This is a genomic window from Pseudomonas mendocina (assembly GCF_900636545.1).
Lineage (GTDB): Bacteria > Pseudomonadota > Gammaproteobacteria > Pseudomonadales > Pseudomonadaceae > Aquipseudomonas > Aquipseudomonas mendocina.
The window spans coordinates 393743-419680 of sequence record NZ_LR134290.1 but is presented as its reverse complement, the minus strand read 5'-3'; the positions used below and the strand labels follow the sequence as shown (position 1 = coordinate 419680).

General features: G+C 64.0%; 27 protein-coding genes and 1 other RNA gene. 16 read left to right on the top strand and 12 right to left on the bottom strand.

Annotation, left to right across the window (positions count from 1 at the left end; all coding sequences use genetic code 11):
- Positions 1-21 precede the first annotated feature (21 nt).
- Genes ubiH through EL191_RS01995 form a run of 3 tightly spaced genes read right to left on the bottom strand, consistent with a single transcriptional unit; the run spans position 22 to position 3119 of the window.
- Positions 22-1206, bottom strand: coding sequence for a 2-octaprenyl-6-methoxyphenyl hydroxylase (ubiH, locus tag EL191_RS02005; RefSeq protein ID WP_041976122.1), 1185 nt, complete (start codon positions 1204-1206; stop codon positions 22-24).
- A 4-nt stretch (positions 1207-1210) separates the two neighbouring features.
- Positions 1211-2545, bottom strand: a complete 1335-nt coding sequence (gene pepP / locus EL191_RS02000; RefSeq protein ID WP_080764239.1) for a Xaa-Pro aminopeptidase — start codon at positions 2543-2545, stop codon at positions 1211-1213.
- A gap of 19 nt (positions 2546-2564) precedes the next feature.
- On the bottom strand, positions 2565-3119 hold the full coding sequence (locus EL191_RS01995; protein WP_017363842.1) for a YecA/YgfB family protein: 555 nt from the start codon (positions 3117-3119) through the stop codon (positions 2565-2567).
- A 192-nt stretch (positions 3120-3311) separates the two neighbouring features.
- Between EL191_RS01995 and EL191_RS01990 the strand changes: the two genes are divergently transcribed.
- From EL191_RS01990 to EL191_RS01975, 4 genes are all read left to right on the top strand, one after another.
- Positions 3312-3521 (top strand): TIGR02449 family protein, encoded by a 210-nt coding sequence (locus tag EL191_RS01990; RefSeq protein WP_013713533.1) that lies wholly within the window; start codon positions 3312-3314, stop codon positions 3519-3521.
- Positions 3518-3823 (top strand): cell division protein ZapA, encoded by a 306-nt coding sequence (locus EL191_RS01985; protein WP_013713532.1) that lies wholly within the window; start codon positions 3518-3520, stop codon positions 3821-3823. Before EL191_RS01990 ends, EL191_RS01985 begins: the two co-directional genes overlap by 4 nt.
- A gap of 67 nt (positions 3824-3890) precedes the next feature.
- A non-coding RNA gene (gene ssrS, locus EL191_RS01980) (6S RNA) lies at positions 3891-4069 on the top strand.
- A 49-nt stretch (positions 4070-4118) separates the two neighbouring features.
- Entirely contained in the window at positions 4119-4715 is a 597-nt protein-coding gene (locus EL191_RS01975; protein WP_041976120.1) for a 5-formyltetrahydrofolate cyclo-ligase, read from the top strand.
- Positions 4716-4769: 54 nt separating this feature from the next.
- Here the strand turns inward: EL191_RS01975 and EL191_RS24635 are convergent, their stop codons facing one another.
- Positions 4770-4901: a hypothetical protein gene (locus EL191_RS24635; protein WP_013713530.1), complete on the bottom strand. Its 132-nt coding sequence runs from the start codon at positions 4899-4901 to the stop codon at positions 4770-4772.
- Between the two features lie 194 nt (positions 4902-5095).
- Here EL191_RS24635 and EL191_RS01970 point away from each other — a divergent pair, with 194 nt between their 5' ends.
- The 5 genes from EL191_RS01970 (at position 5096) to EL191_RS01950 (ending at position 12415) form a co-directional block, all read left to right on the top strand.
- Positions 5096-5545: an EVE domain-containing protein gene (locus tag EL191_RS01970; protein ID WP_013713529.1), complete on the top strand. Its 450-nt coding sequence runs from the start codon at positions 5096-5098 to the stop codon at positions 5543-5545.
- 49 nt (positions 5546-5594) lie between these two features.
- On the top strand, positions 5595-7451 hold the full coding sequence (locus EL191_RS01965) for a sensor domain-containing diguanylate cyclase (protein ID WP_041976118.1): 1857 nt from the start codon (positions 5595-5597) through the stop codon (positions 7449-7451).
- A 73-nt stretch (positions 7452-7524) separates the two neighbouring features.
- Positions 7525-8589, top strand: a complete 1065-nt coding sequence (locus EL191_RS01960) for an HlyD family secretion protein (RefSeq protein ID WP_041976116.1) — start codon at positions 7525-7527, stop codon at positions 8587-8589.
- The gene (gene rbbA / locus EL191_RS01955; protein ID WP_041976114.1) at positions 8586-11291 is read left to right on the top strand and encodes a ribosome-associated ATPase/putative transporter RbbA; all 2706 of its coding nucleotides are present in this window, start codon (positions 8586-8588) and stop codon (positions 11289-11291) included. The genes EL191_RS01960 and rbbA overlap by 4 nt, the downstream gene beginning before the upstream one ends.
- Complete coding sequence (locus EL191_RS01950) at positions 11291-12415, top strand: ABC transporter permease (RefSeq protein ID WP_041976112.1); 1125 nt, start codon at positions 11291-11293, stop codon at positions 12413-12415. The genes rbbA and EL191_RS01950 overlap by 1 nt, the downstream gene beginning before the upstream one ends.
- Before the next feature lie 82 nt (positions 12416-12497).
- Here the strand turns inward: EL191_RS01950 and EL191_RS01945 are convergent, their stop codons facing one another.
- Positions 12498-12902, bottom strand: coding sequence for a flagellar basal body-associated protein FliL (locus tag EL191_RS01945; protein ID WP_013713524.1), 405 nt, complete (start codon positions 12900-12902; stop codon positions 12498-12500).
- Positions 12903-13057: 155 nt separating this feature from the next.
- Between EL191_RS01945 and EL191_RS01940 the strand changes: the two genes are divergently transcribed.
- On the top strand, positions 13058-14038 hold the full coding sequence (locus EL191_RS01940) for an NADPH:quinone oxidoreductase family protein (RefSeq protein ID WP_041977136.1): 981 nt from the start codon (positions 13058-13060) through the stop codon (positions 14036-14038).
- Positions 14039-14100: 62 nt separating this feature from the next.
- Here the strand turns inward: EL191_RS01940 and EL191_RS01935 are convergent, their stop codons facing one another.
- The 5 genes from EL191_RS01935 to EL191_RS01915 all read right to left on the bottom strand — a co-directional run bounded on the left by EL191_RS01935 (position 14101) and on the right by EL191_RS01915 (position 19431).
- The gene (locus EL191_RS01935) at positions 14101-15069 is read right to left on the bottom strand and encodes a CDP-6-deoxy-delta-3,4-glucoseen reductase (protein ID WP_041976110.1); all 969 of its coding nucleotides are present in this window, start codon (positions 15067-15069) and stop codon (positions 14101-14103) included.
- On the bottom strand, positions 15069-16535 hold the full coding sequence (ubiD, locus tag EL191_RS01930) for a 4-hydroxy-3-polyprenylbenzoate decarboxylase (protein ID WP_041976109.1): 1467 nt from the start codon (positions 16533-16535) through the stop codon (positions 15069-15071). Before ubiD ends, EL191_RS01935 begins: the two co-directional genes overlap by 1 nt.
- Before the next feature lie 184 nt (positions 16536-16719).
- On the bottom strand, positions 16720-17979 hold the full coding sequence (gene rho, locus EL191_RS01925) for a transcription termination factor Rho (RefSeq protein WP_013713520.1): 1260 nt from the start codon (positions 17977-17979) through the stop codon (positions 16720-16722).
- 310 nt (positions 17980-18289) lie between these two features.
- A complete protein-coding gene (gene trxA / locus EL191_RS01920) occupies positions 18290-18616 on the bottom strand; it encodes a thioredoxin TrxA (RefSeq protein ID WP_004373332.1) in 327 nt (108 codons plus the stop codon).
- A gap of 110 nt (positions 18617-18726) precedes the next feature.
- Complete coding sequence (locus EL191_RS01915) at positions 18727-19431, bottom strand: FadR/GntR family transcriptional regulator (RefSeq protein WP_041976105.1); 705 nt, start codon at positions 19429-19431, stop codon at positions 18727-18729.
- Positions 19432-19718: 287 nt separating this feature from the next.
- Between EL191_RS01915 and EL191_RS01910 the strand changes: the two genes are divergently transcribed.
- The 6 genes from EL191_RS01910 (at position 19719) to ppx (ending at position 24661) form a co-directional block, all read left to right on the top strand.
- Complete coding sequence (locus EL191_RS01910; RefSeq protein ID WP_041976103.1) at positions 19719-20504, top strand: transporter substrate-binding domain-containing protein; 786 nt, start codon at positions 19719-19721, stop codon at positions 20502-20504.
- Between the two features lie 20 nt (positions 20505-20524).
- On the top strand, positions 20525-21190 hold the full coding sequence (locus EL191_RS01905; RefSeq protein ID WP_013713517.1) for an amino acid ABC transporter permease: 666 nt from the start codon (positions 20525-20527) through the stop codon (positions 21188-21190).
- Positions 21187-21837, top strand: coding sequence for an amino acid ABC transporter permease (locus EL191_RS01900; protein WP_169886825.1), 651 nt, complete (start codon positions 21187-21189; stop codon positions 21835-21837). Before EL191_RS01905 ends, EL191_RS01900 begins: the two co-directional genes overlap by 4 nt.
- Entirely contained in the window at positions 21824-22555 is a 732-nt protein-coding gene (locus tag EL191_RS01895) for an amino acid ABC transporter ATP-binding protein (protein ID WP_041976101.1), read from the top strand. The genes EL191_RS01900 and EL191_RS01895 overlap by 14 nt, the downstream gene beginning before the upstream one ends.
- Positions 22552-23061 carry an ureidoglycolate lyase gene (locus tag EL191_RS01890; protein WP_041976099.1) on the top strand — a complete coding sequence of 170 codons (510 nt, stop codon included), beginning with the start codon at positions 22552-22554 and terminating at the stop codon, positions 23059-23061. The genes EL191_RS01895 and EL191_RS01890 overlap by 4 nt, the downstream gene beginning before the upstream one ends.
- 97 nt (positions 23062-23158) lie before the next feature.
- A complete protein-coding gene (gene ppx / locus EL191_RS01885) occupies positions 23159-24661 on the top strand; it encodes an exopolyphosphatase (protein WP_041976097.1) in 1503 nt (500 codons plus the stop codon).
- Between the two features lie 93 nt (positions 24662-24754).
- On the opposite strand, the gene EL191_RS01880 is transcribed toward ppx, so the two are convergent.
- Both EL191_RS01880 and EL191_RS01875 read right to left on the bottom strand, forming a co-directional pair.
- Positions 24755-25636: an alpha/beta hydrolase gene (locus EL191_RS01880; protein WP_017363860.1), complete on the bottom strand. Its 882-nt coding sequence runs from the start codon at positions 25634-25636 to the stop codon at positions 24755-24757.
- Positions 25626-25925: a DUF2218 domain-containing protein gene (locus EL191_RS01875; protein ID WP_017363861.1), complete on the bottom strand. Its 300-nt coding sequence runs from the start codon at positions 25923-25925 to the stop codon at positions 25626-25628. Before EL191_RS01875 ends, EL191_RS01880 begins: the two co-directional genes overlap by 11 nt.
- Between the last annotated feature and the right edge of the window lie 13 nt (positions 25926-25938).

The window sequence follows — 25938 nt, the reverse complement described above, 5'->3', positions numbered from 1 at the left end:
CGAGGCACTCTACGGAGCTTTTCATAGATTACGGGTCCCCATACCCATTGCCTGGCGGGCAAACCAGCGCTTGGCCGGTGGCAACAGGTCGAGGCCGAGCAAACCCAGGTTGCGCCCCGCTGCCAGCAGTGGCTGGGCGTTACTGAACAGACGCGTCACCTGGTCTGAGAAGCCGACGGTCATTTGCTGATCGAGCTGCTGCCGCTGGCGGTAGCGCTGCAGCGTGGCGAAATCGCCCAATGGCGCTTCGCTGGCGATCAACACCTCAGCCAGCGCCAGGGTGTCGCGCAGCGACAGGTTGTAACCCTGACCTGCGATGGGGTGCAGGCTGTGCGCGGCGTTGCCCAGTACCACCAGATGCGCCCGCACCTGCTCCTGCGCCTCGACAAGACTCAGGGGATAGAGGTGCCGGGCGCCGACCTGCTGCAAGGCGCCCAGACGATAGCCGAAGGCCTGCTGCAATTCGGCGAGAAATTGTGCCTCGCTGACACGCAACAAGCGCTCGGCATCAGCGTTGGTACGCGTCCAGACCAATGCACAACGGTTGCCTTCCAACGGCAGCATGGCCATCGGGCCGTCATCGGTGAAGCGCTCGAAGGCCTGGCCGCGATGCGCCTCCAGCGGGCTGACGTTGGCGATCAACGCGCTCTGCCCATAAGGCTTGTTGCTGACGTTGATGCCGAGCTGCTCACGCAGAGCGGAGCGCCCGCCATCGGCGAGTACGGCCAGGTCACAGTCGAGGCAGGTTTCATCGTTCAGGGTCAGGCGATAGCCGTCGCCCTGGCGCTGCATGCCGACCACCTCGGCCGGACAGCGCCATTCGATCACGTCCTGATCCAACGCCTGCCACAGGCAGTGGCCGATCCAGGCGTTTTCCACCACGTAGCCGAGCGCCGGCACGCCTTCCTCGATGGCCTGCAGACGCGCGGCGCCGAAACGGCCGCGGTCGGACACATGAATCTGCAAAATCGGCTCGGCCCGCTGGGCGATGCCTTGCCACAGACCAAGGCGTTCGTAGATCAGCCGGCTGCCGTAGGACAGCGCGGTGGAGCGGGCGTCGTAGCTGGGCTGGTATTCGCTGCCCGGGGCGAAGGGTTCGATCAGGGCGATGCGCCAGCCACGCTGGCGCGCAGTGTCCTGCAGGGCCAGCGCCAGGCTGGCACCCACCAACCCACCACCGATGATCGCCAGGTTCACACGGGACATGGGCTCAGGCCGCCTCGGTGCGTGCAGCAGCCATCAACGCCTCGATCTCGGCGACGGTCTTGGGCACGCCGCCGGTGAGAATCTCGCAGCCCTTCTTGGTCACCACCACGTCATCCTCGATGCGCACGCCGATGCCGCGCCATTTCTTGGCGACCTTGTCGTTGTCGGGGGCGATGTAGATGCCCGGCTCGACGGTCATCGCCATGCCCGGCTCCAGCACGCGCCACTCGCCGCCGACCTTGTAATCGCCGACATCGTGCACATCCATGCCCAGCCAGTGACCGGCGCGATGCATATAGAAAGGTTTGTAGGCTTCGCCGGCGATCAGTTCGTCGACGTCACCACTGAGCAGCCCAAGCTCCACCAGACCTGCAGTGATCACCCGTACGGTGGCCTCATGCGCTTCGTTCCAGTGCTTGCCTGGGGCGATCTCCTTGAAGGCTGCCTCCTGCGACGCCAGCACCAGCTCGTAGATGGCCTTCTGCTCTGGAGAAAACCTGCCGCTGACCGGGAAGGTGCGGGTGATGTCGCTGGCGTAGCAATCGATCTCGCAGCCTGCGTCGATCAGCACCAGATCACCGTCCTTGAGCGCTGCATCGTTCTCGCGGTAGTGCAGGATGCAGGCATTCCTGCCGGCGGCGACGATGCTACCGTAGGCCGGCATCTTCGCCCCGCCCTTGCGGAACTCGTAATCCAGCTCGGCTTCCAGGTGGTATTCGTACAGACCGGCACGGCTGGCCTGCATCGCGCGTACATGGGCGCGCGCACTGATCTCGGCGGCCTCCTTCATCACCTTCACTTCCGCGGCCGACTTGTACAGGCGCATGTCATGCAGCAGGTGATTGAGGGCGACGAATTCGTTCGGCGGCGTGGCGCCCTGACGAGCCTTGGCGCGGATGTGGTTGACCCACTCCATCAGCCGATGATCGAACTCCTGGTTGCAGCCGATGGCGTAGTAGACACGCTCGCGGCCTTCGATCAGCCCGGGCAGGATGTCGTCGATATCGCCAATGGGGAACGCGTCGTCGGCGCCGAACTTGCTGATCGCACCGTCCTGGCCGGCGCGCAGGCCATCCCAAAGCTCGCGCTCGGGATCACGCTCACGGCAGAACAACACGTATTCGCCATGCTCACGCCCCGGAATCAGCGCCATCACAGCCTCTGGCTCGGGAAAGCCGGTGAGGTACTGGAAGTCGCTGTCCTGGCGATAGACGTGCTCGACGTCACGGTTGCGGATATACACCGGCGCCGCCGGCAGGATAGCGATGCTGTTGGGTTCCATCTGCGCCATCAGCGCCTTGCGCCGACGGGCATATTCGGACTTGGGGATGCTGATCAAGGCAGGCTCCGGCGGGCAATCAGTGCAGGGAGGGTTTGGCAGCGGGCACAGCGGGCTTGGCACACTCGGTAAACAGCAGCAGCGGTGCCACGCGCAGGTACTCCATGACCTCCATGTAGTCGCTCTCACCATCTTCGGATTCTTCCAGGGCACTCTGCACCTGGGCGATGGCGGAGAGATCCTGCAACACTTCCATGGCCTCGGCACTCAGCGCGCCGTCCCGGGCAGTCAGGCCGAAGCCGCCGAGAAAGCCCTGGCACCATTGGCCCAGAGCGGCAGCACGCTGCGCCAGCGGGGTTTCGTCATCGGGCAACAGCAGCACTACGGTGATGTCCTCGCTGCACAGCTCACCCTTGACCATTTCCTGCAGCCCGATCAGCGCCTGGCGCACGTTGTCCTGCGGCTCGCCGCCGAGCAGGTCGGCAGCGTCGAGCAGCCAGGCGTCGGCATCGAAGCCGGCACCCGCGCAGCTACGGCCGAGCAGCAGACCGTGCAGTTCGGCAGGAGAAACGGAATGCCCGGCACTGTTCAACAGAGCGGCGAAGGCGGCGTAGGGAGAACTTGGAATCGACATAGATAGCTAGGCGCCAGGCGGCGCAATCTCTAGAATGGAGGCCTCGTATCCTAGCACCGGCAAGCGCGCCAAGACCATCCGAGGCCGCCGGTGTGATGTCGTCATCTGCATCACATCACTGCCAACCGTGGTTTGACCCGTAACCGGGACAGGCCTATATAGTCCAGCCATTCCCTCCCATAGCGAGAGCCCATGGAAGACGCCGAACTGCACGCATTGACCGCCAAGCTGGAACTGCTGATCCAGCGTGTCGAGCAGCTAAAGGCTCACAACCGACTCCTGCTGGCGAATGAACAGGCCTGGCGCGAGGAACGCGCTCATCTGATCGAAAAGAACGAATTGGCCCGGCATAAGGTCGAATCGATGATTTCGCGCCTCAAAGCCCTGGAGCAGGACTCATGACCCAGTCGAACACCGTGACCGTCCACATTCTGGACAAAGAATATTGCATCGCCTGCCCGCAGGATGAACGCGCCAACCTGGAAAGTGCCGCCCGCTACCTGGACGGCAAGATGCGCGAAATCCGCACCAGCGGCAAAGTGATCGGCGCTGATCGCGTTGCCGTCATGGCCGCGCTGAACATCACCCACGACCTGCTGCACAAGCAGCAGCGTCTGGACCAGGACGCCAACTCCACCCGCCAGCAGGTGCGTGATCTGCTCGATCGCGTCGACCAGGCCCTGACCGACGACTCGGCATCCTGAGCACCGGCATGCCTGCCTGTTCGTCGCAGGCCGCCCCTCAAGTGCTCCATTGGGGTATACTGGGCGCAACTTCCTGGGGTGTGCGCCAGTCGGGGATGTCCCTGAGCCGATACGCACAACCACGGGGGTTGCATGTTGGGGCCGGTGTGCATGTCCGCCCGACGGAAAGCCTTAACGCCTCCTGCAACCTCCACCTTGAACTTTCGGGTTCAAGGGCTAAACCGACAGCGGCACGCTGGGAAGTCACCCTCTCTCCCGGTAGCTGTCACTACCTGTCCCGCTCCATTCTTTGCTCATGACTACTCCCCCCCCACTCAGTCGCCCGCAACTGCGTCGTGTGCTGCGCCAACGCCGCCGTGCGCTCAGCCGCAGCCAGCAACGCATTGCCGCACGCAACCTGTACCGGCAACTGGTGCAGAGCCCGGCGTTTCGCCGAGCCAGGCATATCGCGCTGTATCTGCCCAACGATGGCGAGATCGACCCGCGACCGCTGCTGGCCGCCGCGCAGAAACGCGGCAAACGCACCTACCTGCCAGTACTCAGCGCCTGGCCACGCACCAAGATGGTGTTTCAGCAGGTTACCCGGCACGAGAAACTGGCGGGCAATCGCTTTCGTATCCTCGAACCGCGTCCACAGCCCAAGCGTCAACGCAAGGTCTGGGCACTGGATCTGGTGCTGCTGCCGCTGGTGGGCTTCGATGATCGCGGCGGGCGCCTGGGCATGGGCGGTGGCTTCTATGACCGCAGCCTGGCCTATCTGCGCAGGCGCAAAAATTGGCACATGCCGACACTGCTGGGCCTGGCGCATGAATGTCAGCGAGTGGACGAGCTGGCGATGGCCAGTTGGGACGTGCCCTTGCAGGCGACGGTGACGGACAGGGCGTGGTATTGAGTGGAGCGATGCGGCACCGCGTTCCCTGCGGCGCTTACGCTGGCTGCCCGCGAATCAGGGCTGCTGCGTTACATTGATCGGAGCGTCGCTCTGGCGCTCCCAAAGGCTCTGGGTGTAACCCGTGGTAACCACACCCAGGCTGAACAGTACGACGAGAACCCACAAAAGATCTGGCTTGCGTTTCATCTATTGCCTCCCCCTTCAAGGCAATGCGCGCGTTGGTCGCGCGTTATTGTTGTGTGCAACAAGACGGCGCCAAGCGTTTAGCCGGGCATTTTCCGCCAGTACAAGGCGCTGCGCAATTTCCGACGCCAACCGGCCGTCGGAGACTTCACCCAAACGAGCGTCCGCTTACGGACAGACCTGCAGGAGCAAAGTTCATGCCTTACTGGCTGATGAAGTCCGAACCCGATGAACTGTCCATTCTCGACCTGCAACGCCTGGGCAAAACCCGCTGGGATGGCGTGCGTAATTACCAGGCGCGCAACTTCATGCGGGCGATGAAACCGGGCGACCTGTTCTTCTTCTATCACTCCAGTTGCCCACAACCGGGCATTGCCGGCATCGCGCGTATTGCGGGCGAGGTCTACCCGGACCCTACTGCGCTCGACCCGCAAAGCCACTATCACGACCCCAAGGCCAGCGCCGAGAAAAACCCCTGGAGCGCCCTGGACGTGGAGTTCGTCGAGGCTTTCGGCGAAGTGCTGCCTCTGCAACACCTGAAAAACAACCCTCTGCTCGCCGACCTGGCATTGGTTCAGCGCGGCAGTCGCCTGTCAGTGATGCCGGTGACCGAGGCCGAGTGGACAGCGATTCTCGCCATGCGTTGAGCCGAACGCGGCACTGTGCTATCACCACACAGAGCCTCGGGAGTTATCCATGCCGGCATCCTCCGCCTGGCCAGCGCGCCTTGCGCTGGCCTTCCTGTTATTCGTCCTGAGCAGCGCCAGCGTACTGCTCTGGCGACAAATCGAAGCCGTTCAGCAGCAACGCGTCGATGAGCGCGTCGGCTACCAGGCACGTAGCCTGGCACGCCAGCTGGAAAGTACCTTGCACCTGGAGGTCGCCAGCCTCGAACGCATTGCCCGCCTGTGGAACAACCTGGGCCGCCTGCCACGCGCCAGCTGGGATGAAGAAGTACGGCGCGTCCTGCAAGGCTTTCCCGCCTACCAGTCGATCCAGTGGGTCGGTGACGATCTGCACATGCGCTGGCTGCTCCCGGTGGAAGGCAACGAAGCGGCGCTGAATTTTCACCTGTACCCGGAACATCCCAACTACCCGCTGGCCATGGAGGCCCGCCAGACCGGCGAACAGCGCTTCTCCAACAGCTTCGACCTGGTTCAGGGCGGTCGCGGCTTCGTGCTCTACACCCCGCTTTACCGCAAGCAGGAGGGAACCAGGGTCTTCGACGGCTTTCTCCAGGGGGTGTTTCGCGTCGAACCGCTGATGCAGCAGTTGCTCACCCAGATCGATCGCGAAGACTTCAACCTGGAGTTGCTGGAGAACGGCCATAGCCTGTTCCGCCATGGCACGGCGGATACCGATGATCGGAACAGCCTGCAACTGGGCCTGAACCTGCTCAACAACCAGGGTTTCAGCCTGCGCCTGAGCCCGACTGCGCAGTTGCTCGACCAACTGGAGACGCCACTACCCGGCGTCGCGCTCGGCGCCAGCCTGGCAATCAGCCTGTTATTGGTCGCAGCCCTGGCACTGGCCCTGGAAAACAGCCGCCGCGCTCATGCCCTGCAGCAGGCCAACCGGCGTTTCAAGCAGGAGGCCGAGCGCCGTGAAGAGACCGAGCAGCACCTGCGCGAGAACCGCGAGCGCCTGCAACTGGTGCTCGACCTGACCGACTCCAGCCACGATGGCCTGTTCATCTTCGACAGCGACAGCCGCGAGCTGCTGCACATGAACCAGGCCACCTACGCTACGCTCGGCTACCGTCCCGAACAGTTCGCCGAACTGCTGCGCGACGCCCCTGAAAAGCTCATGCCGGATTTTCATCGCTGGCTTGAGCAAGCACGTCAGGCGCAGCGCGACAACCTCTCGCGGATTTTTCAGCGCGAGCTGATTCGCCGCGACGGCAGCCGCCAACCAGCGGAGATCAACACTCAACTGGTGCAGTTGCATGATCACGAGTACCTGATCGCCGTGTCTCGCGATAACAGCGAGCGCCTGCAACTGGAGGCGCAACTGCAGCGCCTGTCGCAACTCGATGGCCTGACCGGGTTGTACAACCGTCGCTATTTCGACCAGCAACTGGCCGCCGAATGGCGTCGATTGCGCCGCATAGACGCGCCCCTGGCTCTACTGATGCTGGATATCGACCACTTCAAGGCCTACAACGATGCGCTAGGCCATCTGGCTGGCGACGACGCCCTGCGCAGGGTCAGCTCCGCATTGCGCGAAAGCCTGCAACGCGAAGGCGACACGGCTTGCCGCTATGGCGGAGAGGAATTCGCCATCATCCTGGCCAACACCGGCCTTGAGGGTGCCGAGCAGGTCGCCGCGCGTATCCATACAGCCCTTGCCAGCCTGGATATTCACCACCCGGCCAGCCCATTCGGCCGGCTGACCCTGAGCATCGGCATCATGGCGGCCGACCCGGTCAGCGACGAACAGCCAGGCGAGCTGGTCGCGCACTGCGACCAGGCGCTCTATCAGGCCAAACACCTCGGCCGCAACCGCACCGCCTTTTGGCAGCAATCCCCGGTTGACCTGCATCAAACCACCTAGACTGGTGGCGACGGACAATGGAAACCTGTTCATGGCCTCTCTCCAGGGAGAGGCTCACGAAAGGATATGACCGATGAATACACAACGTCGCCTGCCTTTTCTGATCGCCGCCGGTGTCGCGGTACTCGCCGCCCTGGCCTGGTGGCAACTACGCCCACAGGGCCTGGGCGAAGGGTTCGCCAGCGGTAACGGGCGTATCGAAGCCACCGAAGTGGATGTGGCGACCAAGCTCGCCGGGCGCGTCGCCAGCATCGAGGTCGACGAAGGTGACTTCGTCGAGCCAGGCCAGGTTCTCGCGCGCATGGACACGCAAGTGCTCGAAGCCCAGCTGGCCCAGGCCCGCGCCCAGTTGCGCCAGGCCGAAAATGGCCAGAACACGGCGGCCAGCCAGATCCGCCTGCGCGAAAGCGAGAAACTCACTGCCGAGGCCGTCGTGCGCCAGCGCCAGGCCGAGCTGGATGCCGCGCGTAAACGTCATGCGCGCAGCGAAACCCTGGTCAAGCGCAACGCCATGGCTCAGCAACAGCTGGATGACGACCTGGCCCGCCTGCAAAGCGCCGAGGCCGCGCTGGCAGCCGCGCGCGCGCAAGTCAGCTCGGCCGAGGCCGGTATAGCGGCAGCCCAGTCGCAGGCCATCGAGGCGCAGTCGGCGACCGACGCCGCACGCGCCAGCGTCGAGCGCCTGCAAGTGGATATCGACGACAGCCAGCTAAAGGCGCCACGCGCCGGGCGCGTACAGTATCGCGTCACCCAACCCGGCGAAGTGCTCGGTGCCGGCGGCAAGCTGCTCAATCTGGTGGACCTCACCGACGTCTACATGACCTTCTTCCTGCCCGAGCGCCAGGCCGGTCGCGTCGCCCTCGGCAGCGAAGTGCGCCTGGTGATCGACGCCGCACCGCAGTACGTGATCCCGGCCAAGGTCAGTTATGTCGCCAGCGTCGCCCAGTTCACCCCGAAGACCGTGGAGACCGCGAGCGAACGCGAGAAGCTGATGTTCCGAGTCAAGGCGCGCATCGATCCGGAGCTCTTGAGCAAGCACCTGCAGCAGGTCAAGACCGGTGTGCCCGGCATGGCCTACCTGCGCCTCGACCCAGAGGCCGAATGGCCCGCACACCTGGCGATCAAGGTCCCGCAATGAACGCGCCGGTCGCACGCCTGAGTGGCGTCGGCCTGCGCTACGGCCAGACCCGCGCCCTCGACGCCATCGATCTGCAATTGCCGGCCCGAAGCATGGTCGGCCTGATCGGCCCGGACGGCGTCGGCAAATCGAGCCTGCTAGCGCTGGTCGCTGGCGCGCGCAAGATTCAGGGCGGCCAGGTCGAGGTGCTCGGTGGCGATATGGCCGATGCTCGTCATCGGCGCACTGTATGCCCTCACATTGCCTATATGCCGCAGGGCCTGGGCAAGAACCTATATCCAACGCTGTCGGTGTTCGAGAACCTCGACTTCTTCGGCCGCCTGTTTGGCCAGGATACTGCCGAGCGCGAGCGGCGCATCGACGACCTGCTACGCAGCACCGGCATGGCAGCATTCCGTGAGCGCCCGGCCGGTAAGCTGTCCGGCGGCATGAAACAGAAACTCGGGCTGTGCTGTGCGCTGATCCATGACCCGGATCTGCTGATCCTCGACGAGCCGACCACCGGCGTCGATCCGTTGTCGCGCAACCAGTTCTGGGAGCTGATCGAGCGCATTCGCCGGCAGCGCCCGCAGATGAGCGTGATCGTGGCGACCGCCTACATGGAAGAGGCCGACCGCTTCGATCACCTGGTGGCGATGGATGCCGGCCGCGTGCTGGCCGAAGGCAGCCCGGCCGACCTGCGTGCACGCACCAGCACCGCGAGCCTTGAGCAGGCCTTCATTGCCCTGCTGCCGGAGGAACGCCGACGCGGCCATCAGCAGGTGGTGATTCCGCCCCTGCATGGCAGCAACGAGATCGCCATCGAGGCCAAGTGCCTGACCATGCGCTTCGGTGATTTCGTCGCTGTCGATTCGGTGTCGTTTCGCATCCGTCGTGGCGAGATCTTTGGTTTTCTCGGCTCCAACGGCTGCGGCAAGAGCACCACCATGAAGATGCTCACTGGCCTGCTGCCGGCCAGTGAGGGCGAGGCGCTGCTGTTCGGCCAGGCCGTCGACCCTCGCGACATGGCCACGCGCAAGCGGGTCGGCTACATGTCCCAGGCGTTCTCCCTGTATGGCGAACTGACCGTAAGGCAGAACCTGGTGCTGCATGCGCAACTGTTCCATGTCCCGACCGAGGAGATCGAACCACGCGTGGCGCAGATGGCCGCACGCTTCGACCTCGGCGAGGTTATGGACATGCTTCCCGAGCGCCTGCCGCTGGGCATACGCCAGCGCCTGTCGCTGGCCGTGGCGGTGATCCACAAGCCGGAGATACTGATCCTCGACGAGCCCACCTCGGGCGTCGACCCGGTGGCCCGCGACGGCTTCTGGCAACTGATGCTCGACCTGTCGCGCCAGGACGGCGTGACCATCTTCATCTCCACCCACTTCATGAACGAGGCGCAGCGCTGCGACCGCATCTCGCTGATGCATGCCGGCAAGGTGCTCGACAGCGACACGCCGCAGGGTCTGATGGAAAAACGCGGGCTGGATAGCCTCGAAGCCACCTTCATCGCCTACCTGCAGGAGGCGGTTGGCGAACAGCCCGCCAGCGAGGCGCCGCCGCTTGAACAGGCACCACCACCGCAGCGCCAGCTGTTCAGTTTGCGCCGCCTGCTCAGCTACGCCCGGCGCGAGGCGCTGGAACTGTGCCGCGACCCGATTCGTGGCGGCATGGCACTGCTCGGCACGGTGCTGCTGCTGTTCATCATCGGCTACGGCATCAGCCTCGACGTGGAGGATCTGAGCTTCGCCGTACTGGATCGCGACCAGACCACCACCAGCCAGGAGTACCACCTGAACCTGTCCGGCTCGCGTTACTTCCTGGAGAAGGCGCCGCTCCCCGATTACGACGAGCTGGAGCATCGCCTGCGCAATGGCGACATCAGTCTTGCCGTGGAGATTCCGCCGAACTTCGGCCGTGACCTCAAGCACGGCGACAACCCGCAGATCGGCATGTGGATCGACGGCGCCATGCCGACCCGCGCCGAAACCATCAAGGGCTACGTTACCGGCCTGCATCAGCACTACCTGGCGGAACTGGCGCGCCGCTCACCCCAGCCACAAGCTGCCAGCGCCGCCGAACTGGAAGTGCGCTACCGCTACAACCCGGACGTGGAAAGCCTCAAGGCCATGGTGCCGGCGGTGATTCCGCTGCTGCTGATGCTCATCCCGGCGATGCTCACGGCGCTGGGCGTGGTGCGCGAGAAGGAGCTGGGCTCGATCATCAACCTCTACGTCACCCCGGTCACCCGCCTGGAGTTCCTGCTCGGCAAGCAGTTGCCCTACATCGCCCTGGGCCTGTTCAACTTCATCCTGCTGATGCTGTTGGCGGTCACCGTGTTCGACGTACCGCTCAAGGGCAACCCGCTGACCCTGCTGGCCGGCGCCCTGCTCTACCTGGCCTGCGCCACCGGCCTCGGCCTGCTGATGTCGACCTTCACCAAGAGCCAGATCGCCGCGGTGTTCGGCACCGCCATCGCCACCCTGCTGCCGGCCATCCAGTTCTCCGGGCTGATCTACCCGGTCGCCTCGCTGGAAGGATTCGGCGCCCTGGTTGGCCAGCTCTACCCTACGTCGCAGTTCCTAGTGATCAGCCGCGGGCTGTTCTCCAAGGCGCTCGAATTCCATGACCTGGTCGGCTACTTCCTCACCCTGGCGCTGACCATCCCGCTGCTGACTCTGCTCAGCGCCAGCCTGCTGCGCAAACAGGAGGTCTGATGGAACGCCTGGCCAATATCTTTCATCTCGGCATCAAGGAGCTGCGCAGCCTACAGCACGATCTGGCGCTGGTGCTGCTGATCCTCTGGGCGTTCAGCATGGGCATCTACTCGGCTGCCACCAGCATGCCGGAGAGCCTGCACAACGCCGCCATCGCCGTGGTCGACGAGGACCAGTCGCAACTTTCCGAACGTCTGATCCAGGCCTTCCAGGAGCCCTACTTCCGCACGCCGGAGCGCATCGACCTGAGCGAAATGGATCGCGGCATGGATTCCGGGCGCTACACCTTCACCCTGAACATTCCGCCGGACTTCCAGCGCGACGTACTCGCTGGCCGCAGCCCGGCGATCCAGCTCAATGTCGACGCCACCCAGGTGAGCATGGCCTTCACCGGTGCCGGCTATATCCAGAACATCGGCGCCAGCGAGGTGGCCGAGTTCGTCCGCCGCTACCGTGGCGAGCTGCAGCAGCCGGCCGAACTGGCGCTGCGCATACAGTTCAACCCGAACCTGACGCGCGCCTGGTTCGGCTCGGTGATGGAGGTGATCAACCAGATCACCATGCTGTCGATCATCCTCACTGGCGCGGCGCTGATCCGCGAGCGCGAGCACGGCACCGTGGAACACCTGCTGGTGATGCCGGTGACGCCGCTGGAAATCATGCTGGCCAAGGTCTGGTCGATGGGGCTGGTGGTGCTCACAGCTGCGGCGCTGTCGCTGCTGCTGGTGGTACAAGGCTGGCTGCAGGTGCCGATCGAGGGTTCCATCGCGCTGTTCCTGGCCGGCGCGGCGCTGCACCTGTTCGCCACCACCTCGATGGGCATCTTCTTCGGCACGGTGGCGCGCTCGATGCCGCAGCTGGGGCTATTGATCATCCTGGTGCTGCTGCCGCTGCAGATCCTCTCCGGCGGCACCACACCGCGCGAGAGCATGCCTGAGCTGGTACAGCAGATCATGCTGGCGGCGCCGACCACCCACTTCGTCGCGCTGGCCCAGGCCATTCTCTATCGCGGCGCGGGGTTCGCGATCGTCTGGCCCTACATGCTGGCCATCGCCGGCATCGGCGCGCTGTTCTTCATCGCGGCACTGAGCCGCTTTCGTAAGACCCTGGCACAGATGGCCTGAATAACAGTTGGAGCGGCTTCAGCCGCGAATCGCTTTTACCCTCACCGCTAACACAGCGTCCAAAAGCAAAGAGAATTCGCCGCTACTGAATGATCAGGTTGTTGAACAGCAGGTCTTCGACGATGGGCTTGCCCTCTTCGCCATTGATCGCGTCCTGCACCTTCTTCAACGCTTCCAGGCGCAGGTTCTCACGGCCATCGGGGGCATTGATGGTCTCGCTGGTCTGGGCCGAGAACAGCATCACCATCTGATGACGGATCAGCGGCTCATGCTGTTTGATCTTCTCCTCCGCCTCGGTACCGGTCACACGCAACGACACATCGGCCTTGAAGAATTTCAGGCGGTTGCCGGTATCGGCCAGGTTACCGATCAGGGCTGGCGTCAGGTTGTAGTAGAGCGTCGTCGGGGCTTCTTCCTTCTTCTCCGAAGACGCCAGGGCAGGCAGGCAGATCGACAGGCTCAGCAGCAGGGCGGTCAACAGTTTCACGTTCGGCACTCCATCGGGGATGTGCCTAGCATAGCCATCCCCAGGCCAGCACCCAAGCCCGACGCTTATGCCGACCTATCAGGCATGGGCATGCTCGTTGACCCTCGACGGGCGCTTTCTACACTGCATGGCACCCTGCAAGAGGAATGACCTTCATGAAAGCCCTGCTGTGCAAAGCCTTCGGCCCCGCCGAGACCCTGGTACTGGAAGATCTGCCAAGCCCCGAGCCGAAAAAGAACGAAGTACTGATCGAGGTGCAGGCCGCCGGGGTCAACTTCCCCGACACGCTGATCATCGAAGGCAAATACCAGTTCAAACCGCCCTTCCCTTTCGCCCCAGGCGGTGAAGTAGCCGGCGTGGTCAAGGCCGTTGGCGAGAAGGTCAGCCACCTGCGCGCCGGTGACCGGGTTATGGCGCTGACCGGCTGGGGCGGCTTCGCCGAAGAGGTCGCCGTGCCGGCCTACAACGTGCTGCCGGTGCCCAAGAGCATGGACCTGACCACTGCGGCCGCCTTCGGCATGACCTACGGCACCTCGATGCACGCCCTCAAGCAACGCGCCAACCTGCAGCCCGGCGAAACCCTGTTGGTGCTCGGCGCCTCGGGCGGCGTCGGCCTGGCCGCGGTGGAAATCGGCAAGGCCATGGGCGCCAAGGTGATCGCCGCGGCGAGCAGCGCCGAGAAGCTGGAAGTGGCGCGCAACACCGGCGCCGACGAACTGATCAACTACAGCGAGCAGAGCCTCAAGGACGAGGTGAAGAAGCTCACCGGCGGTCAGGGCGTGGACGTGATCTACGACCCGGTAGGCGGCACGCTGTTCGAGGAAGCCTTCCGCAGCATCGGCTGGAACGGCCGTTTCCTGGTGGTGGGTTTCGCCGCCGGCGGTGGCATCCCGGCCCTGCCAGCCAACCTGCCACTGCTCAAGGGCGCCTCCCTGGTCGGCGTATTCTGGGGCTCCTTCGCCCAACGTCAGCCACAGGACAACGCCGAGAACTTCCAGCAGCTGTTCGCCTGGCATGCCGAAGGCAAGCTCAAGCCGCTGGTCTCGCAAACCTTCCCACTGGAGCGTGGTGGCGAGGCCATCGATGCACTCGGCCAGCGCAAGGCAGTGGGCAAGCTGGTGGTGACTGTGCGATAGCAGTGAGCAGGGCGAGTGCAACCCGTCGAATCAGTCAGTGGCGGGTTGCACCCGCCCTACCACTATGAACGCGGCGCGTAGGCGAACACATCGGCGCGCATCTGGTGGGCATCCATCCCGGCTTCGACCAGCGCATCGAGCGTGGCGTAGACCATGGCTGGTGAACCGCTGGCGTAGACGTGCAGCGACTTGAGGTTGGGGAAGTCTTCACGTACCGCTTCATGCAGCAGGCCGCAACGACCCTGCCAGCCGCACTGGTCGCTGACCACCTGATGCAGGTGCAGGTTGTCCAGTTGCTGCCACTCGGCCCAATGCGGCAGTTCGTAGAAGTCTTCGGGCCGGCGCGCACCCCAGTAAAGGTGCACCGGGTGGGCGAAACCAGCGGCGCGGCAGTGCTCGATCAGGCTGTGCATCTGGCCCATGCCGGTGCCCGCGGCGATCAGCACCAGCGGGCCATCAGGCAGATCGGCGAGGTGAGTGTCGCCATAAGGCATCTGCACGCGAGCCATGCCGGTGCTGCGCAGATGCTCCAGCAGGGCGATGCTGCTGTCCTCGCGGGCGAGGATATGCAGCTCCAGCTCGCGCCCGGCATGCGGCGCCGAGGCCAGGGAGAAGGCCGCCATCTCGCCATCCGGGCGCTGCAGCAACAGGTACTGCCCGGCGTGGTAGCGCGGCGCCTTGCCTGCAGGGGTGCGCAGCCATACACGGAACACATCACCACCCACCGCCTGGCATTCGATTACCTGGCAGCTCAGTTCGCGCACCGGCAGCTCGCCCGGCGCCAGCACGCCATCCCAGTGCAGCACGCAATCCTCCAGCGGCTCGGCCAGGCAGGTGAACAGCTCGCCATGGTCCAGCTCGGCGCCGTTCTGCCGCACCCGCCCCTCCACCAACAAGGCGGCGCAGATATGGCAGTTGCCATTGCGGCAGCTTTGCGGGCAGTCGTAACCCAGACGGCGGGCGCCATCGAGGATACGTTCGCCCGGTTGCAGGGCGAGGGTGATGCCCGAGGGTTGCAGGGTGACGTTCATCAATCGATTCCCAGCTCGCTCCACAGCGCGTCGACACGCGCCACCACGGCCGGATCCTTCTCGATGGCGCGACCCCATTCACGCGAGGTCTCGCCTGGCCACTTGTGGGTGGCGTCCAGGCCCATCTTCGAACCCAGGCCGGAGATCGGCGAGGCGAAGTCGAGGTAGTCGATCGGCGTGTTGTCGATCATCACCGTGTCGCGCTTGGGGTCCATGCGCGTGGTAATCGCCCAGATCACGTCGTTCCAGTCCCGTGCGTTGATGTCGTCGTCGGTGACGATAACGAACTTGGTGTACATGAACTGTCGCAGGAACGACCACACACCGAGCATTACGCGCTTGGCGTGGCCCGGGTACTGTTTCTTCATGGTCACCACCGCCATGCGGTAGGAACAGCCTTCCGGCGGCAGATAGAAGTCGGTGATTTCCGGGAACTGCTTCTGCAGGATCGGCACGAACACTTCGTTCAGCGCCACGCCGAGAATCGCCGGCTCATCCGGCGGGCGGCCGGTGTAGGTGCTGTGATAGATCGGATCGCGGCGCCGGGTGATGCGCTCGACGGTGAACACCGGGAAGGTGTCGACCTCGTTGTAGTAGCCGGTGTGGTCGCCGTAGGGGCCTTCCGGCGCGGTCTCGCCCGGATGGATCACGCCCTCGAGGACGATCTCGGCGCTGGCCGGCACCTGCAGGTCGCTGCCAACCGCCTTGATCAGCTCGGTGCGGTGGCCACGCAGCAGACCGGCGAAGGCGTATTCGGAGAGGGTGTCCGGCACTGGCGTCACGGCGCCGAGGATGGTCGCAGGATCGGCGCCCAGAGCCACGCAAACCGGGTAAGGCTTGTCCGGGTGCTTCTGGCACCAGTCGCGGTAATCCAGCGCGCCGCCGCGATGGCTGAGCCAGCGCATGATCACCTTGTTGCGGCCGATCACCTGCTGGCGATAGATGCCAAGATTCTGCCGCTCCTTGTTAGGGCCTTTGGTGATGGTCAGGCCCCAGGTGATCAACGGCGCCACGTCGCCCGGCCAGCAATGCTGGATCGGCAGTTTGCCCAGGTCGACGTCGTCGCCCTCCTCGATCACTTCGTGGCAAGGCGCGTCCTTGACCACCTTGGGCGCCATGCTGATGACCTTCTTGAAGATCGGCAGCTTGCTCCAGGCGTCCTTGAGCCCCTTTGGCGGCTCCGGCTCCTTGAGAAAAGCCAGCAGCTTGCCGATTTCACGCAGCTCGGAGACATCCTCGGCGCCCATGCCCAGCGCCACGCGCTTGGGCGTACCGAACAGATTGCCGAGCACCGGCACATCGAAGCCCGTGGGCTTTTCGAACAGCAACGCCGGGCCGCCCTTGCGCAGGGTGCGGTCGCAGATTTCGGTCATTTCCAGAACGGGCGATACCGGGGTCTGGATGCGCTTGAGTTCGCCGCGCTTTTCCAGTTCACGGATGAAGTCGCGCAGGTCGCGATACTGCATGCAGGAGCCTCGTGTCGGACAGGCAGGAGTCGGCCGCAAAGTTTAGCGCCGAAGTCGGGCTTTCAGAAGGCTTGAAGCCGGCAGAAACGACAAGGCCGGGTTTCCCCGGCCTCGCAGCAAGTTGACTACAAGCCTCAAGCGCAAGCCGCTTGCAGCTTGCAGCTTGTGGCCTGTAGCTTGCGGCTTACTTGCGCTTCATCGACAGGAAGAACTCGTCGTTCGTCTTCGTCGCTTTCAGCTTGTCGATCAGAAACTCGATGGCCGCGATCTCGTCCATCGGGTGCAGCAGCTTGCGCAGAATCCACATGCGCGACAACTCTTCCTCGCCGGTCAGCAGCTCTTCGCGGCGGGTGCCGGACTTGTTGATGTTGATCGCCGGGAAGGTGCGCTTCTCGGCCACGCGGCGATCCAGGATCAGCTCCATGTTGCCGGTGCCCTTGAATTCCTCGTAGATCACTTCGTCCATCTTCGAGCCGGTTTCGATCAGCGCGGTAGCGAGGATGGTCAGGCTGCCGCCTTCCTCGATGTTACGCGCGGCGCCGAAGAAGCGCTTGGGCTTCTCCAAGGCGTGGGCGTCGACACCACCGGTCAGGACCTTGCCGGAGCTCGGGATCACGGTGTTGTAGGCGCGCGCCAGACGGGTGATGGAGTCGAGCAGGATGACCACGTCCTTCTTGTGCTCGACCAGGCGCTTGGCCTTCTCGATCACCATTTCGGCGACCTGCACGTGGCGGGTCGGCGGCTCGTCGAAGGTGGAGGCGACCACTTCGCCGCGCACGGTGCGCTGCATCTCGGTCACTTCTTCCGGGCGCTCGTCGATCAGCAGAACGATCAGGTGCACTTCCGGGTTGTTACGCGTGATGTTCGAGGCAATGTTCTGCAGCATGATGGTCTTGCCCGCTTTCGGCGGGGCAACGATCAGGCCGCGCTGGCCCTTGCCGATCGGCGCGCAGAGGTCGATCACGCGGCCGGTGATGTCCTCGGTGGAGCCGTTACCGGCTTCCATGGTCAGGCGCTGATTCGGGAACAGCGGCGTCAGGTTCTCGAACAGAATCTTGTTCTTGGCGTTTTCCGGGCGGTCGAAGTTGATGCTGTCGACCTTGAGCAGGGCGAAGTAACGCTCGCCTTCCTTCGGCGGACGGATCTTGCCGACGATAGTGTCACCGGTACGCAGGTTGAAACGGCGGATCTGGCTGGGCGAGACGTAGATGTCATCAGGGCCCGCCAGGTAGGAGGAGTCGGCGCTACGCAGGAAGCCGAAACCGTCCTGGAGGATCTCCAGCACGCCGTCACCGGAAATTTCCTCGCCGCTTTTGGCATGCTTTTTCAGCAGGGCGAAGATGATGTCCTGCTTGCGCGAACGGGCCATGTTTTCCAGGCCCATCTGTTCGGCCATGTCCAGCAGTTCGGCAATCGGCTTTTGCTTGAGTTCGGTCAGATTCATAGGAATGACGTGATCATCGAGAGGAGAAGAAAGCTGTTAGCTTGAGAGGCCGCGCCGCAGAGAAGGCGACAGGATCGCGAACGAGTTCGTATAGGAATGAATCGGCGACGGCATGCAGAGAGCTGCATAGAAGATGCAGCGAGGCCGAATTTAACACCGTGAAAAAACAGCGTCTAGCCCCGAAAACGAAAAACCCCGCAATTTAGCGGGGTTTCTTGCAGTGCTGTAGGGTGGGCCAGGCGGCGCTCCGCTTCAGCCCACCACCACGCTAACTGCAACCAGCTCGATGGGCCGAAGCCCACCCTACTTCTTAGATGTTGCTGTCGAGGAACGCAGCCAGCTGCGACTTGGACAGTGCGCCAACCTTGGTCGCCTCGACGTTGCCGTTCTTGAACAGCATCAGGGTCGGGATACCACGTACGCCGTACTTCGGCGGGGTTTCCTGGTTTTCGTCGATGTTCAGCTTGCAGATCTTCAGCTTGCCTTGGTAGTCCTTGGCGATCTCGTCGAGCACCGGCGCGATCATCTTGCACGGACCGCACCATTCAGCCCAGTAGTCGACCAGAACCGGACCCTCAGCCTGGATGACGTCCTGGTCGAAGCTGGCGTCGCTGACGTTGGTGATGAATTCGCTCATGAGGGGTCTCCGTATATTCGGAAGCAAAAAAGTGGCGCCATCATAGCCCGGCTTGAGTGACACCGAAAGGCGCTGACGATTGAGCCTTTCAATAGCCGTTAATGTACGCCTCAATCGCCAAGTGTGGCGAATGCGATGCCGGTGCGCAGCGCAGCGGCGCGGATGTGCTGCTGCATGGCCTTCTGCGCCGGGCCAGCGGCGTGCCGGGCCAGGGCTTTGAGAATCTTGCGATGCTCCTGCCAGGTTTCCATCGCCCGCTCCGGTCGGATGAACGGCAGCTTCTGACTTTCCAGGAAAATGTCCGCACTGGAGGTCACCAGAGCGAACATCGCCTGGTTGCCGCTGGCGGCGAGGATGCGCTGATGGAACTCGAAGTCCAGGCGCGTCGCCTGCGCGAAGTCGCCCGCGCGCAGCTCACGGCGCATCTGCTCGACGTTGTCTTCGAGGATGTCCAGCTCCTCGGCGGTCATCACTCCGGCTGCCAGGCCACAGGCGAAGCCCTCCAGAGCGAAGCGCAACTGAAAGGTATCGGCGGCGGATACCTGAGCAGCGAACGGCCAGACGAAAGTACCGGCGGCCTCCACTTTCGGCGCCTGCTGGACGAACACGCCCTTGCCGGCCTGCACGCTGACCAGGCCCAGCGCACTGAGCGATGACAGCGCCTCGCGCAAGGATGCCCGGCTGACCCCCAGGCGTTCGGCCAGGTCGCGCTGCGAAGGCAGCGCATCACCGGGGCGATAGCTCTCCTCCTCGATCAGACGGCGGATCGCCTGCAGGGCGTACTCGGGTACCGCGCGGGGAGCAGAAGCATTCATGGCTGTTCGGGCCGGTCAGTCCAGTCAAGCCGCCTTTGTAAGGCCTCAATGCCCCTCCAGGCAAGCGGCGCCCCCTTGTGGCACAGCCCGGCAGCAGAACGCACCGAGATGGCACAGAAGCGCTTCTGACCACTTGGCCAGCAACGCCAACTGTTCAGACCAGTAAGACCTTGCCCTTACTCGCCTGTAGCGATGAAAGCCCTGATTTCCCTGAACCTGGCACAGCCGATGCAGTGCATGAGCCAAGCAAAACGCTTGAGTTTTCCTTCATTGATCGGGAGTTCGACATGCGCACCTTTCACCGCAAACTGCTGGGTACCCTCTTCGCCGCACTGGCCTTCGGCGCCAGCACCGCTCACGCCGATGCGCTCGAAGACATCGGCAAGGCCGGCGTACTGAAAGTCGCCGTACCGCAGGATTTCCCACCGTTCGGTTCGGTCGGCCCGGACATGAAACCGCGCGGCCTGGATATCGATACCGCGCAACTGCTGGCCGACAAGCTAGCGGTGAAGCTGGAGCTGACCCCGGTCAACAGCACCAACCGCATTCCCTTCCTCACCACCGGCAAGGTCGATCTGGTGATCTCCAGCCTGGGCAAGAACCCCGAGCGTGAAGCGGTGATCGACTTCTCCGCTGCCTACGCGCCCTTCTACCTCGGCGTGTTCGGCCCGGACGACGCCGCCATCGCCAGCCTCGACGATCTCGCCGGCAAGACCATCAGCGTCACCCGTGGCTCCATCGAAGACATCGAGCTGAGCAACGTTGCCCCGAAAGGCGCCACCATCAAGCGCTTCGAGGACAATAACTCGACCATCGCCGCCTACCTCTCCGGCCAGGTCGAGCTGATCGCCAGCGGCAACGTGGTGATGGTGGCCATCTCCGAGAAGAACCCCAAGCGTGTGCCGAGCATGAAACTCAAGCTCAAGGACTCGCCGGTGTACGTCGGCGTGAACAAGAACCAGGCCGCGCTGCTGGACAAGGTCAACGCCATCATCGCCGACGCCAAGGCCGACGGCAGCCTCGATGCGCTCAGCCAGAAGTGGCTGAAGCAACCGCTGCCAGCCGGTCTCTGAGCCACGCGGGGAACTGAGCCATGGCATACCAGTTCGACTTCGCCGCCGTCCTGCAGCACAGCGACCTGCTGCTGCAGGGCGCGGCCTTCACCCTCGGCCTGACGGCGATCGGCACCCTGCTGGGCGTCGGTCTCGGCATCGTCGGGGCGATACTGCGCGCCTGGCGCATCCGCCCGTTCGACCGGATATTCGGCGTCTACGTGGAGCTGATCCGCAACACGCCATTTATCGTCCAGCTGTTCTTCATCTTCTTCGGCCTGCCGTCGCTCGGTGTACGCCTGAGCGAATGGGAGGCCGCCATACTGGCCATGGTGATCAATCTCGGCGCCTACTCGACGGAGATCATCCGTGCCGGCATCCAGGCCATCCCGCACGGCCAGCTCGAGGCCGCCAGCGCACTGGCGATGAGCCGCTTCGAGACGTTCCGCCATGTGGTGTTGCGACCGGCGCTGGGCAAGGTATGGCCGGCGCTGTCGAGCCAGATCATCATCGTCATGCTGGGTTCGGCGGTGTGCTCGCAGATTTCCACCGAGGAGCTGTCGTTCGCCGCCAACTTCATCCAGTCGCGCAACTTCCGCGCCTTCGAGACCTACCTGCTGACCACCGCGCTGTATCTGCTCATGGCCATCGGGATTCGCCAATTGCTGGCCTGGGTCGGCCGCCGCTTCATCATGGGAGCCCGCTGATGGACTTCACCCTCTGGGACATCCTGCGCAATCTGCTCACCGGCCTGCAGTGGACGCTGCTGCTATCGTTGGTGGCCTTCGTCTGCGGCGGCATTGCCGGGCTGCTGGTGTTGCTGGCGCGGCTGTCGCCACTGTCGGCGCCGCGCATCCTGGCCCGTGGCTATATCGAGCTCTTCCAGGGCACGCCGCTGTTGATGCAGCTGTTTCTGGTGTTCTTCGGCATCGCCCTGCTCGGCATCGACGTGTCGCCCTGGCTGGCTGCGGCCACTGCACTGACGCTGTTTACCAGCGCCTTTCTCGCCGAAATCTGGCGCGGCTGCGTCGAGTCGATCAGCCGTGGCCAGTGGGAGGCCTCCGAAAGCCTGGCCATGAGCCGCCTGGAAACCCTGCGTCATGTAGTGCTGCCGCAGGCGCTGCGCATCGCCGTGGCACCCACCGTTGGTTTCTCCGTACAGGTGGTCAAGGGTACCGCCGTGACTTCCATCATCGGTTTCACCGAGTTGACCAAGACCGGCAGCATGCTGGCCAACGCCACCTTCGAGCCCTTCATGGTCTACGGCTTCGTCGCCCTCGGTTACTTCCTGCTCTGCTACCCGCTCTCGCTCGCCGCATACCGCCTGGAAAGGAGGCTGAATGTCACTGCTTAACGTCACCGCACTGCACAAGTATTACGGCGAAAACCATGTGCTCAAGGGCATCGACCTCAAGGTCGAGGAAGGCGAAGTGGTCGCCATCATCGGCCGCAGCGGCTCGGGCAAGAGCACCTTCCTGCGCACCCTCAACGGCCTGGAATCGATCAACGACGGTGTGATCGAAGTCGACGGCGAGTACATCGACGCCGCCCGCGCCGACCTGCGCAGCCTGCGGCAGAAGGTCGGCATGGTGTTCCAGCAGTTCAACCTGTTCCCTCATCTCACAGTCGGCGAAAACGTCATGCTGGCGCCGCAGGTGGTGAAGAAGACTCCGCGCGCCGAGGCCGAGCAGATCGCCCGGCAGATGCTCGAACGGGTGGGCCTAGCGGAGAAATTCGACGCCTACCCCGAACGCCTTTCCGGCGGCCAGCAACAGCGCGTGGCCATCGCCCGCGCTCTGGCCATGTCGCCCAAGGTGCTGCTGTGCGACGAGATCACCTCGGCGCTCGACCCGGAGCTGGTGAATGAGGTGCTGGCGGTGGTCAAGCAACTGGCCAGCGAGGGCATGACCCTGATCATGGTCACTCACGAGATGCGCTTCGCCCGCGAAGTGGGCGACAAGCTGGTGTTCATGCACCAGGGCAAGGTGCACGAGATCGGCGCCCCCAAGGAGCTGTTCGCCGCCCCGCAGACAGAGGAACTGCGCAATTTCATCGGCTCGGTGAACCTGTGAGCGTGCCAGCGCCCCTACCGCTGCGCATCGAGCCGCTGACCCGCGAAGCCTTCGCACCCTTCGGCGACGTGATCGAAACCGCCGGTGCCGCGGCCTTCCCGATCAACGCCGGCACCACCACCCGCTACCACGACCTGGCACAGGTGGAACTGGCCGGCGAGGCACCGCGCACCCTGGTCAACCTGTTCGAAGGCAAGGCCTGGCACGCGCCCATCGAGATTCGCATGCTCGAACGCCACCCGCTGGGCAGTCAGGCGTTCTACCCGGTGGATGGCGGGCGCATGCTGATCGTCGTCGCGCCGCCCGGTGAGCTGGACGAGTCGAAAATTCGCGCGTTCATCAGCGCGCCAGACCAGGGCGTGAACTACGCCCGCGGTACCTGGCATCACCCGTTACTCTGCCTGCAACACCCTGGACGCTTCCTGGTGGTGGACCGCGGCGGCGAGGGTCACAACTGCGACGAGCAGCTTCTAAAACAGCCGCTGAGCGTGCTGAACCTGCGATAACCACAGGTCTAGACCAGTTTCGTGCGACATCCGAATGCGTTGGCTCATGCGCTCAGTCGTGGCAGGATGCGCGGAAATCGAACGAGATGCCGCAATCATGCCCCAAGCCCCTGCCGAGAGTTTTCCCCTGATCGCCGCCATCGACCTGGGCTCGAATAGTTTCCATATGGTGCTGGCCAAGGCCGACAATCACGAAATCCGCGTCCTCGAGCGCATCGGCGACAAGGTCCAGCTGGCGGCAGGCCTGGATGACGAGCGCCAGCTCAGCGAAGAGGCGATGCAGCGCGGCCTGGATTGCCTGCGCCGTTTCGCCCAGTTCACCAACAGCCTGCCGGAAGGCGCCGTGCGTATCGTCGGCACCAACGCCCTGCGCGAAGCACGCAACCGCGCCGTGTTCATCCGCCGCGCCGAAGAGATTCTCGGTCACCAGGTCGAGGTGATTTCCGGCCGAGAGGAAGCACGCCTGATCTACCTGGGCGTCTCCCACAGCATCGCTGACACGCCCGGCAAGCGCCTGGTCGCCGACATTGGTGGCGGCAGCACCGAGTTCATCATCGGCCAGCGTTTCGAGCCGCTGCTGCGCGAAAGCCTGCAAATGGGCTGCGTCAGCTTCACCCAGCGTTACTTCAAGGACGGCAAGATCACCCCGGCGCGCTATGCCCAGGCCTATACCGCCGCTCGTCTGGAACTGATGGGCATCGAACAGGGGCTGCGCCGTCTTGGCTGGGAAGATGCCGTCGGCGCCTCTGGCACCATCAAGGCCATCGGCCTGGCGACCAAGGCCGCCGGCCTGGGCAATGGCGAGGTCACGATCGAGGGCCTGGCCTGGCTCAAGCGCAAGCTGTTCAAGCTCGGCGAGGTGGAGAAGATCGACCTCGACGGGATCAAGCCGGATCGCCGCGGCATCTTCCCCGCCGGCCTGGCGATTCTCGAAGCCATCTTCGATGCCTGCGACATCCAGCGCATGAGCCACTCCGAAGGTGCGCTGCGCGAAGGTGTGCTGTACGACCTGCTCGGCCGTCACCAGCACGAGGACGTGCGCGAGCGCACCCTCGCCGCGTTCATGGAGCGCTACCACGTTGATACCGACCAGGCCGCCCGGGTCGAGGCCAAGGCGCTGGCGGCGCTGGACAAGGTCGCCAGCGACTGGGGGCTGACCGATGTCTGGCACCGCGAGCTGTTGAGCTGGGGCGCCAAGGTGCACGAGGTGGGTCTGGATATCGCTCACTACCAGTACCACAAGCACGGTGCCTACCTGATCGAGCACTCGGACCTGGCCGGTTTCTCCCGCCAGGATCAGCAGATGCTCGCACTGCTGGTGCGTGGCCACCGGCGCAACATTCCCAAGGACAAGTTCGCCGACTTCGGCGAGGAAGGCATCAAGCTGATGCGCCTCTGCGTGCTGCTGCGCTTCGCCATCCTTTTCCATCACATCCGCGGCACGCAGGACATGCCCCAGGTGCAGTTCAAGGTTGGCGACGACAGCCTGGAGATCGTCTTCCCCGAAGGCTGGCTGGCGGCCAACCCGCTGACCCAGGCGGATTTCGAAGCCGAGGCCGAGTGGCTCAAGCGCATCGACCTGACCCTGAGCGTGCGCTGATCAGGCGGTGCGCGCGGCGCACCCTACCGGCTGACATTGAGCGTGCGTTGATCGGGAGTGCCGTAGGGCGGGTGAAACCCGCCATCACCCGCCCTAGCGCTGCAGCGCGAAATCCAGCACCTGCAGGCTGCTGACGAAGGCGTTGCCGGCGTGATCCTCGCCAGGCGTCAGCAGCAATTGGGCGTTCACGCCCAGCGCGCCGAGGCGCTTCTGAAATTCCCGAGTGTTATCGACCATGCGCCGCTCGGCCAGGTGTTTTTGTCGCGCTTCCAGCAGCGGCGCATCGGCCGCCGGCTGCTCGGCCGCACCGACGCTGAGCATCAGGCGAACGTTTGGACGCGGCTCCTGACTGGCGAAGGTCTCCAGCAGATCGAAGGCGTAGCGCCGGTGCCACCACAACGACGGGCTGGCAGCAACGTAGCGCTGGAACGCCTGTGGCCGTGACAGCAAGGTGTAGAGCGTGAACAGGCCGCCGTAGGAGTGGCCGAACAGGGTCTGGCGCCGTGTATCGACCTTGTAGCGTGACGCCACCAGGGGTTTGACCTCACCCTCGATAAAGTCCAGAAACCGTTCGCCGCCGCCCTCGCGGGCATGGCTATCGCCGAGGTTCGGCGCTGGCGGCGTGTAGTCCTCGGCCCGCGCCGGAATGTCGAAAGGCGCATCCCCCGGATAGCCGATGCCAACCACCAGCACCGCCTCGCGCCCGTCACGCGCCGCGTGCGGCGTATGCATCAGCGCCTGTTGCGCCAGCAGCGGGAAGAACAGCTCGGCATCGAGCACATACACCACCGGGTAACCCTGCGCCGGCGCCTCACCTTGTGGTTTCGACAGATACAGTCGATAGCTGCGCCCGGTGTGCCGCGACTGCAGCTCGCGCATCTCGGCCTGCACCAGCGTCGCCGGCTGCCAGCTTTCGGCAGCCACGCCGAGCGACCCGCACAGCCCCAGGACGAACAGGGCAACGCTAGCTCTCATCGTCGGCCTCTTCGCTCCAGATGACCGCCAGGCCCTCCTTGCGGGCGAAACGCACCAGATGATCGTCGAGGACGAAACGGATGCGCGCGGCAGCCTCGGCATCGTCGGCCTGACAGTCGAAATGCAGCGCATCGGCTTCGGCATGCATCAGGCAGCGGCCAAAGGGAAATTGCGCATCGGCGCTGCGCTCGTCGAGCTCCACGGCGATCTTGTGGCGAAAGTGCTTGCACAGCTTGGTCATGTACAGCGAGGCCGAAGCGGTGGTCGCGGTACCTTGAAATCGAATCATGCAGTAAGGCTCA

Bases quoted from the DNA above. Each gene is read 5' to 3' on its own strand.
- EL191_RS01995 (WP_017363842.1), bottom strand. From the start codon at position 3,119: ATGTCGATTCCAAGTTCTCCCTACGCCGCCTTCGCCGCTCTGTTGAAC.
- ubiD (WP_041976109.1), bottom strand. From the start codon at position 16,535: ATGCAGTATCGCGACCTGCGCGACTTCATCCGTGAACTGGAAAAGCGC.
- rbbA (WP_041976114.1), top strand. From the start codon at position 8,586: ATGAACGCGCCGGTCGCACGCCTGAGTGGCGTCGGCCTGCGCTACGGC.
- EL191_RS24635 (WP_013713530.1), bottom strand. From the start codon at position 4,901: ATGAAACGCAAGCCAGATCTTTTGTGGGTTCTCGTCGTACTGTTCAGC.
- trxA (WP_004373332.1), bottom strand. From the start codon at position 18,616: ATGAGCGAATTCATCACCAACGTCAGCGACGCCAGCTTCGACCAGGAC.
- EL191_RS01960 (WP_041976116.1), top strand. From the start codon at position 7,525: ATGAATACACAACGTCGCCTGCCTTTTCTGATCGCCGCCGGTGTCGCG.
- EL191_RS01990 (WP_013713533.1), top strand. From the start codon at position 3,312: ATGGAAGACGCCGAACTGCACGCATTGACCGCCAAGCTGGAACTGCTG.
- ubiH (WP_041976122.1), bottom strand. From the start codon at position 1,206: ATGTCCCGTGTGAACCTGGCGATCATCGGTGGTGGGTTGGTGGGTGCC.
- EL191_RS01970 (WP_013713529.1), top strand. From the start codon at position 5,096: ATGCCTTACTGGCTGATGAAGTCCGAACCCGATGAACTGTCCATTCTC.
- EL191_RS01935 (WP_041976110.1), bottom strand. From the start codon at position 15,069: ATGAACGTCACCCTGCAACCCTCGGGCATCACCCTCGCCCTGCAACCG.
- EL191_RS01875 (WP_017363861.1), bottom strand. From the start codon at position 25,925: ATGATTCGATTTCAAGGTACCGCGACCACCGCTTCGGCCTCGCTGTAC.
- rho (WP_013713520.1), bottom strand. From the start codon at position 17,979: ATGAATCTGACCGAACTCAAGCAAAAGCCGATTGCCGAACTGCTGGAC.
- EL191_RS01905 (WP_013713517.1), top strand. From the start codon at position 20,525: ATGGCATACCAGTTCGACTTCGCCGCCGTCCTGCAGCACAGCGACCTG.
- EL191_RS01975 (WP_041976120.1), top strand. From the start codon at position 4,119: ATGACTACTCCCCCCCCACTCAGTCGCCCGCAACTGCGTCGTGTGCTG.
- EL191_RS01880 (WP_017363860.1), bottom strand. From the start codon at position 25,636: ATGAGAGCTAGCGTTGCCCTGTTCGTCCTGGGGCTGTGCGGGTCGCTC.
- EL191_RS01915 (WP_041976105.1), bottom strand. From the start codon at position 19,431: ATGAATGCTTCTGCTCCCCGCGCGGTACCCGAGTACGCCCTGCAGGCG.
- EL191_RS01965 (WP_041976118.1), top strand. From the start codon at position 5,595: ATGCCGGCATCCTCCGCCTGGCCAGCGCGCCTTGCGCTGGCCTTCCTG.
- EL191_RS01985 (WP_013713532.1), top strand. From the start codon at position 3,518: ATGACCCAGTCGAACACCGTGACCGTCCACATTCTGGACAAAGAATAT.
- EL191_RS01895 (WP_041976101.1), top strand. From the start codon at position 21,824: ATGTCACTGCTTAACGTCACCGCACTGCACAAGTATTACGGCGAAAAC.
- ppx (WP_041976097.1), top strand. From the start codon at position 23,159: ATGCCCCAAGCCCCTGCCGAGAGTTTTCCCCTGATCGCCGCCATCGAC.
- EL191_RS01910 (WP_041976103.1), top strand. From the start codon at position 19,719: ATGCGCACCTTTCACCGCAAACTGCTGGGTACCCTCTTCGCCGCACTG.
- EL191_RS01940 (WP_041977136.1), top strand. From the start codon at position 13,058: ATGAAAGCCCTGCTGTGCAAAGCCTTCGGCCCCGCCGAGACCCTGGTA.
- EL191_RS01950 (WP_041976112.1), top strand. From the start codon at position 11,291: ATGGAACGCCTGGCCAATATCTTTCATCTCGGCATCAAGGAGCTGCGC.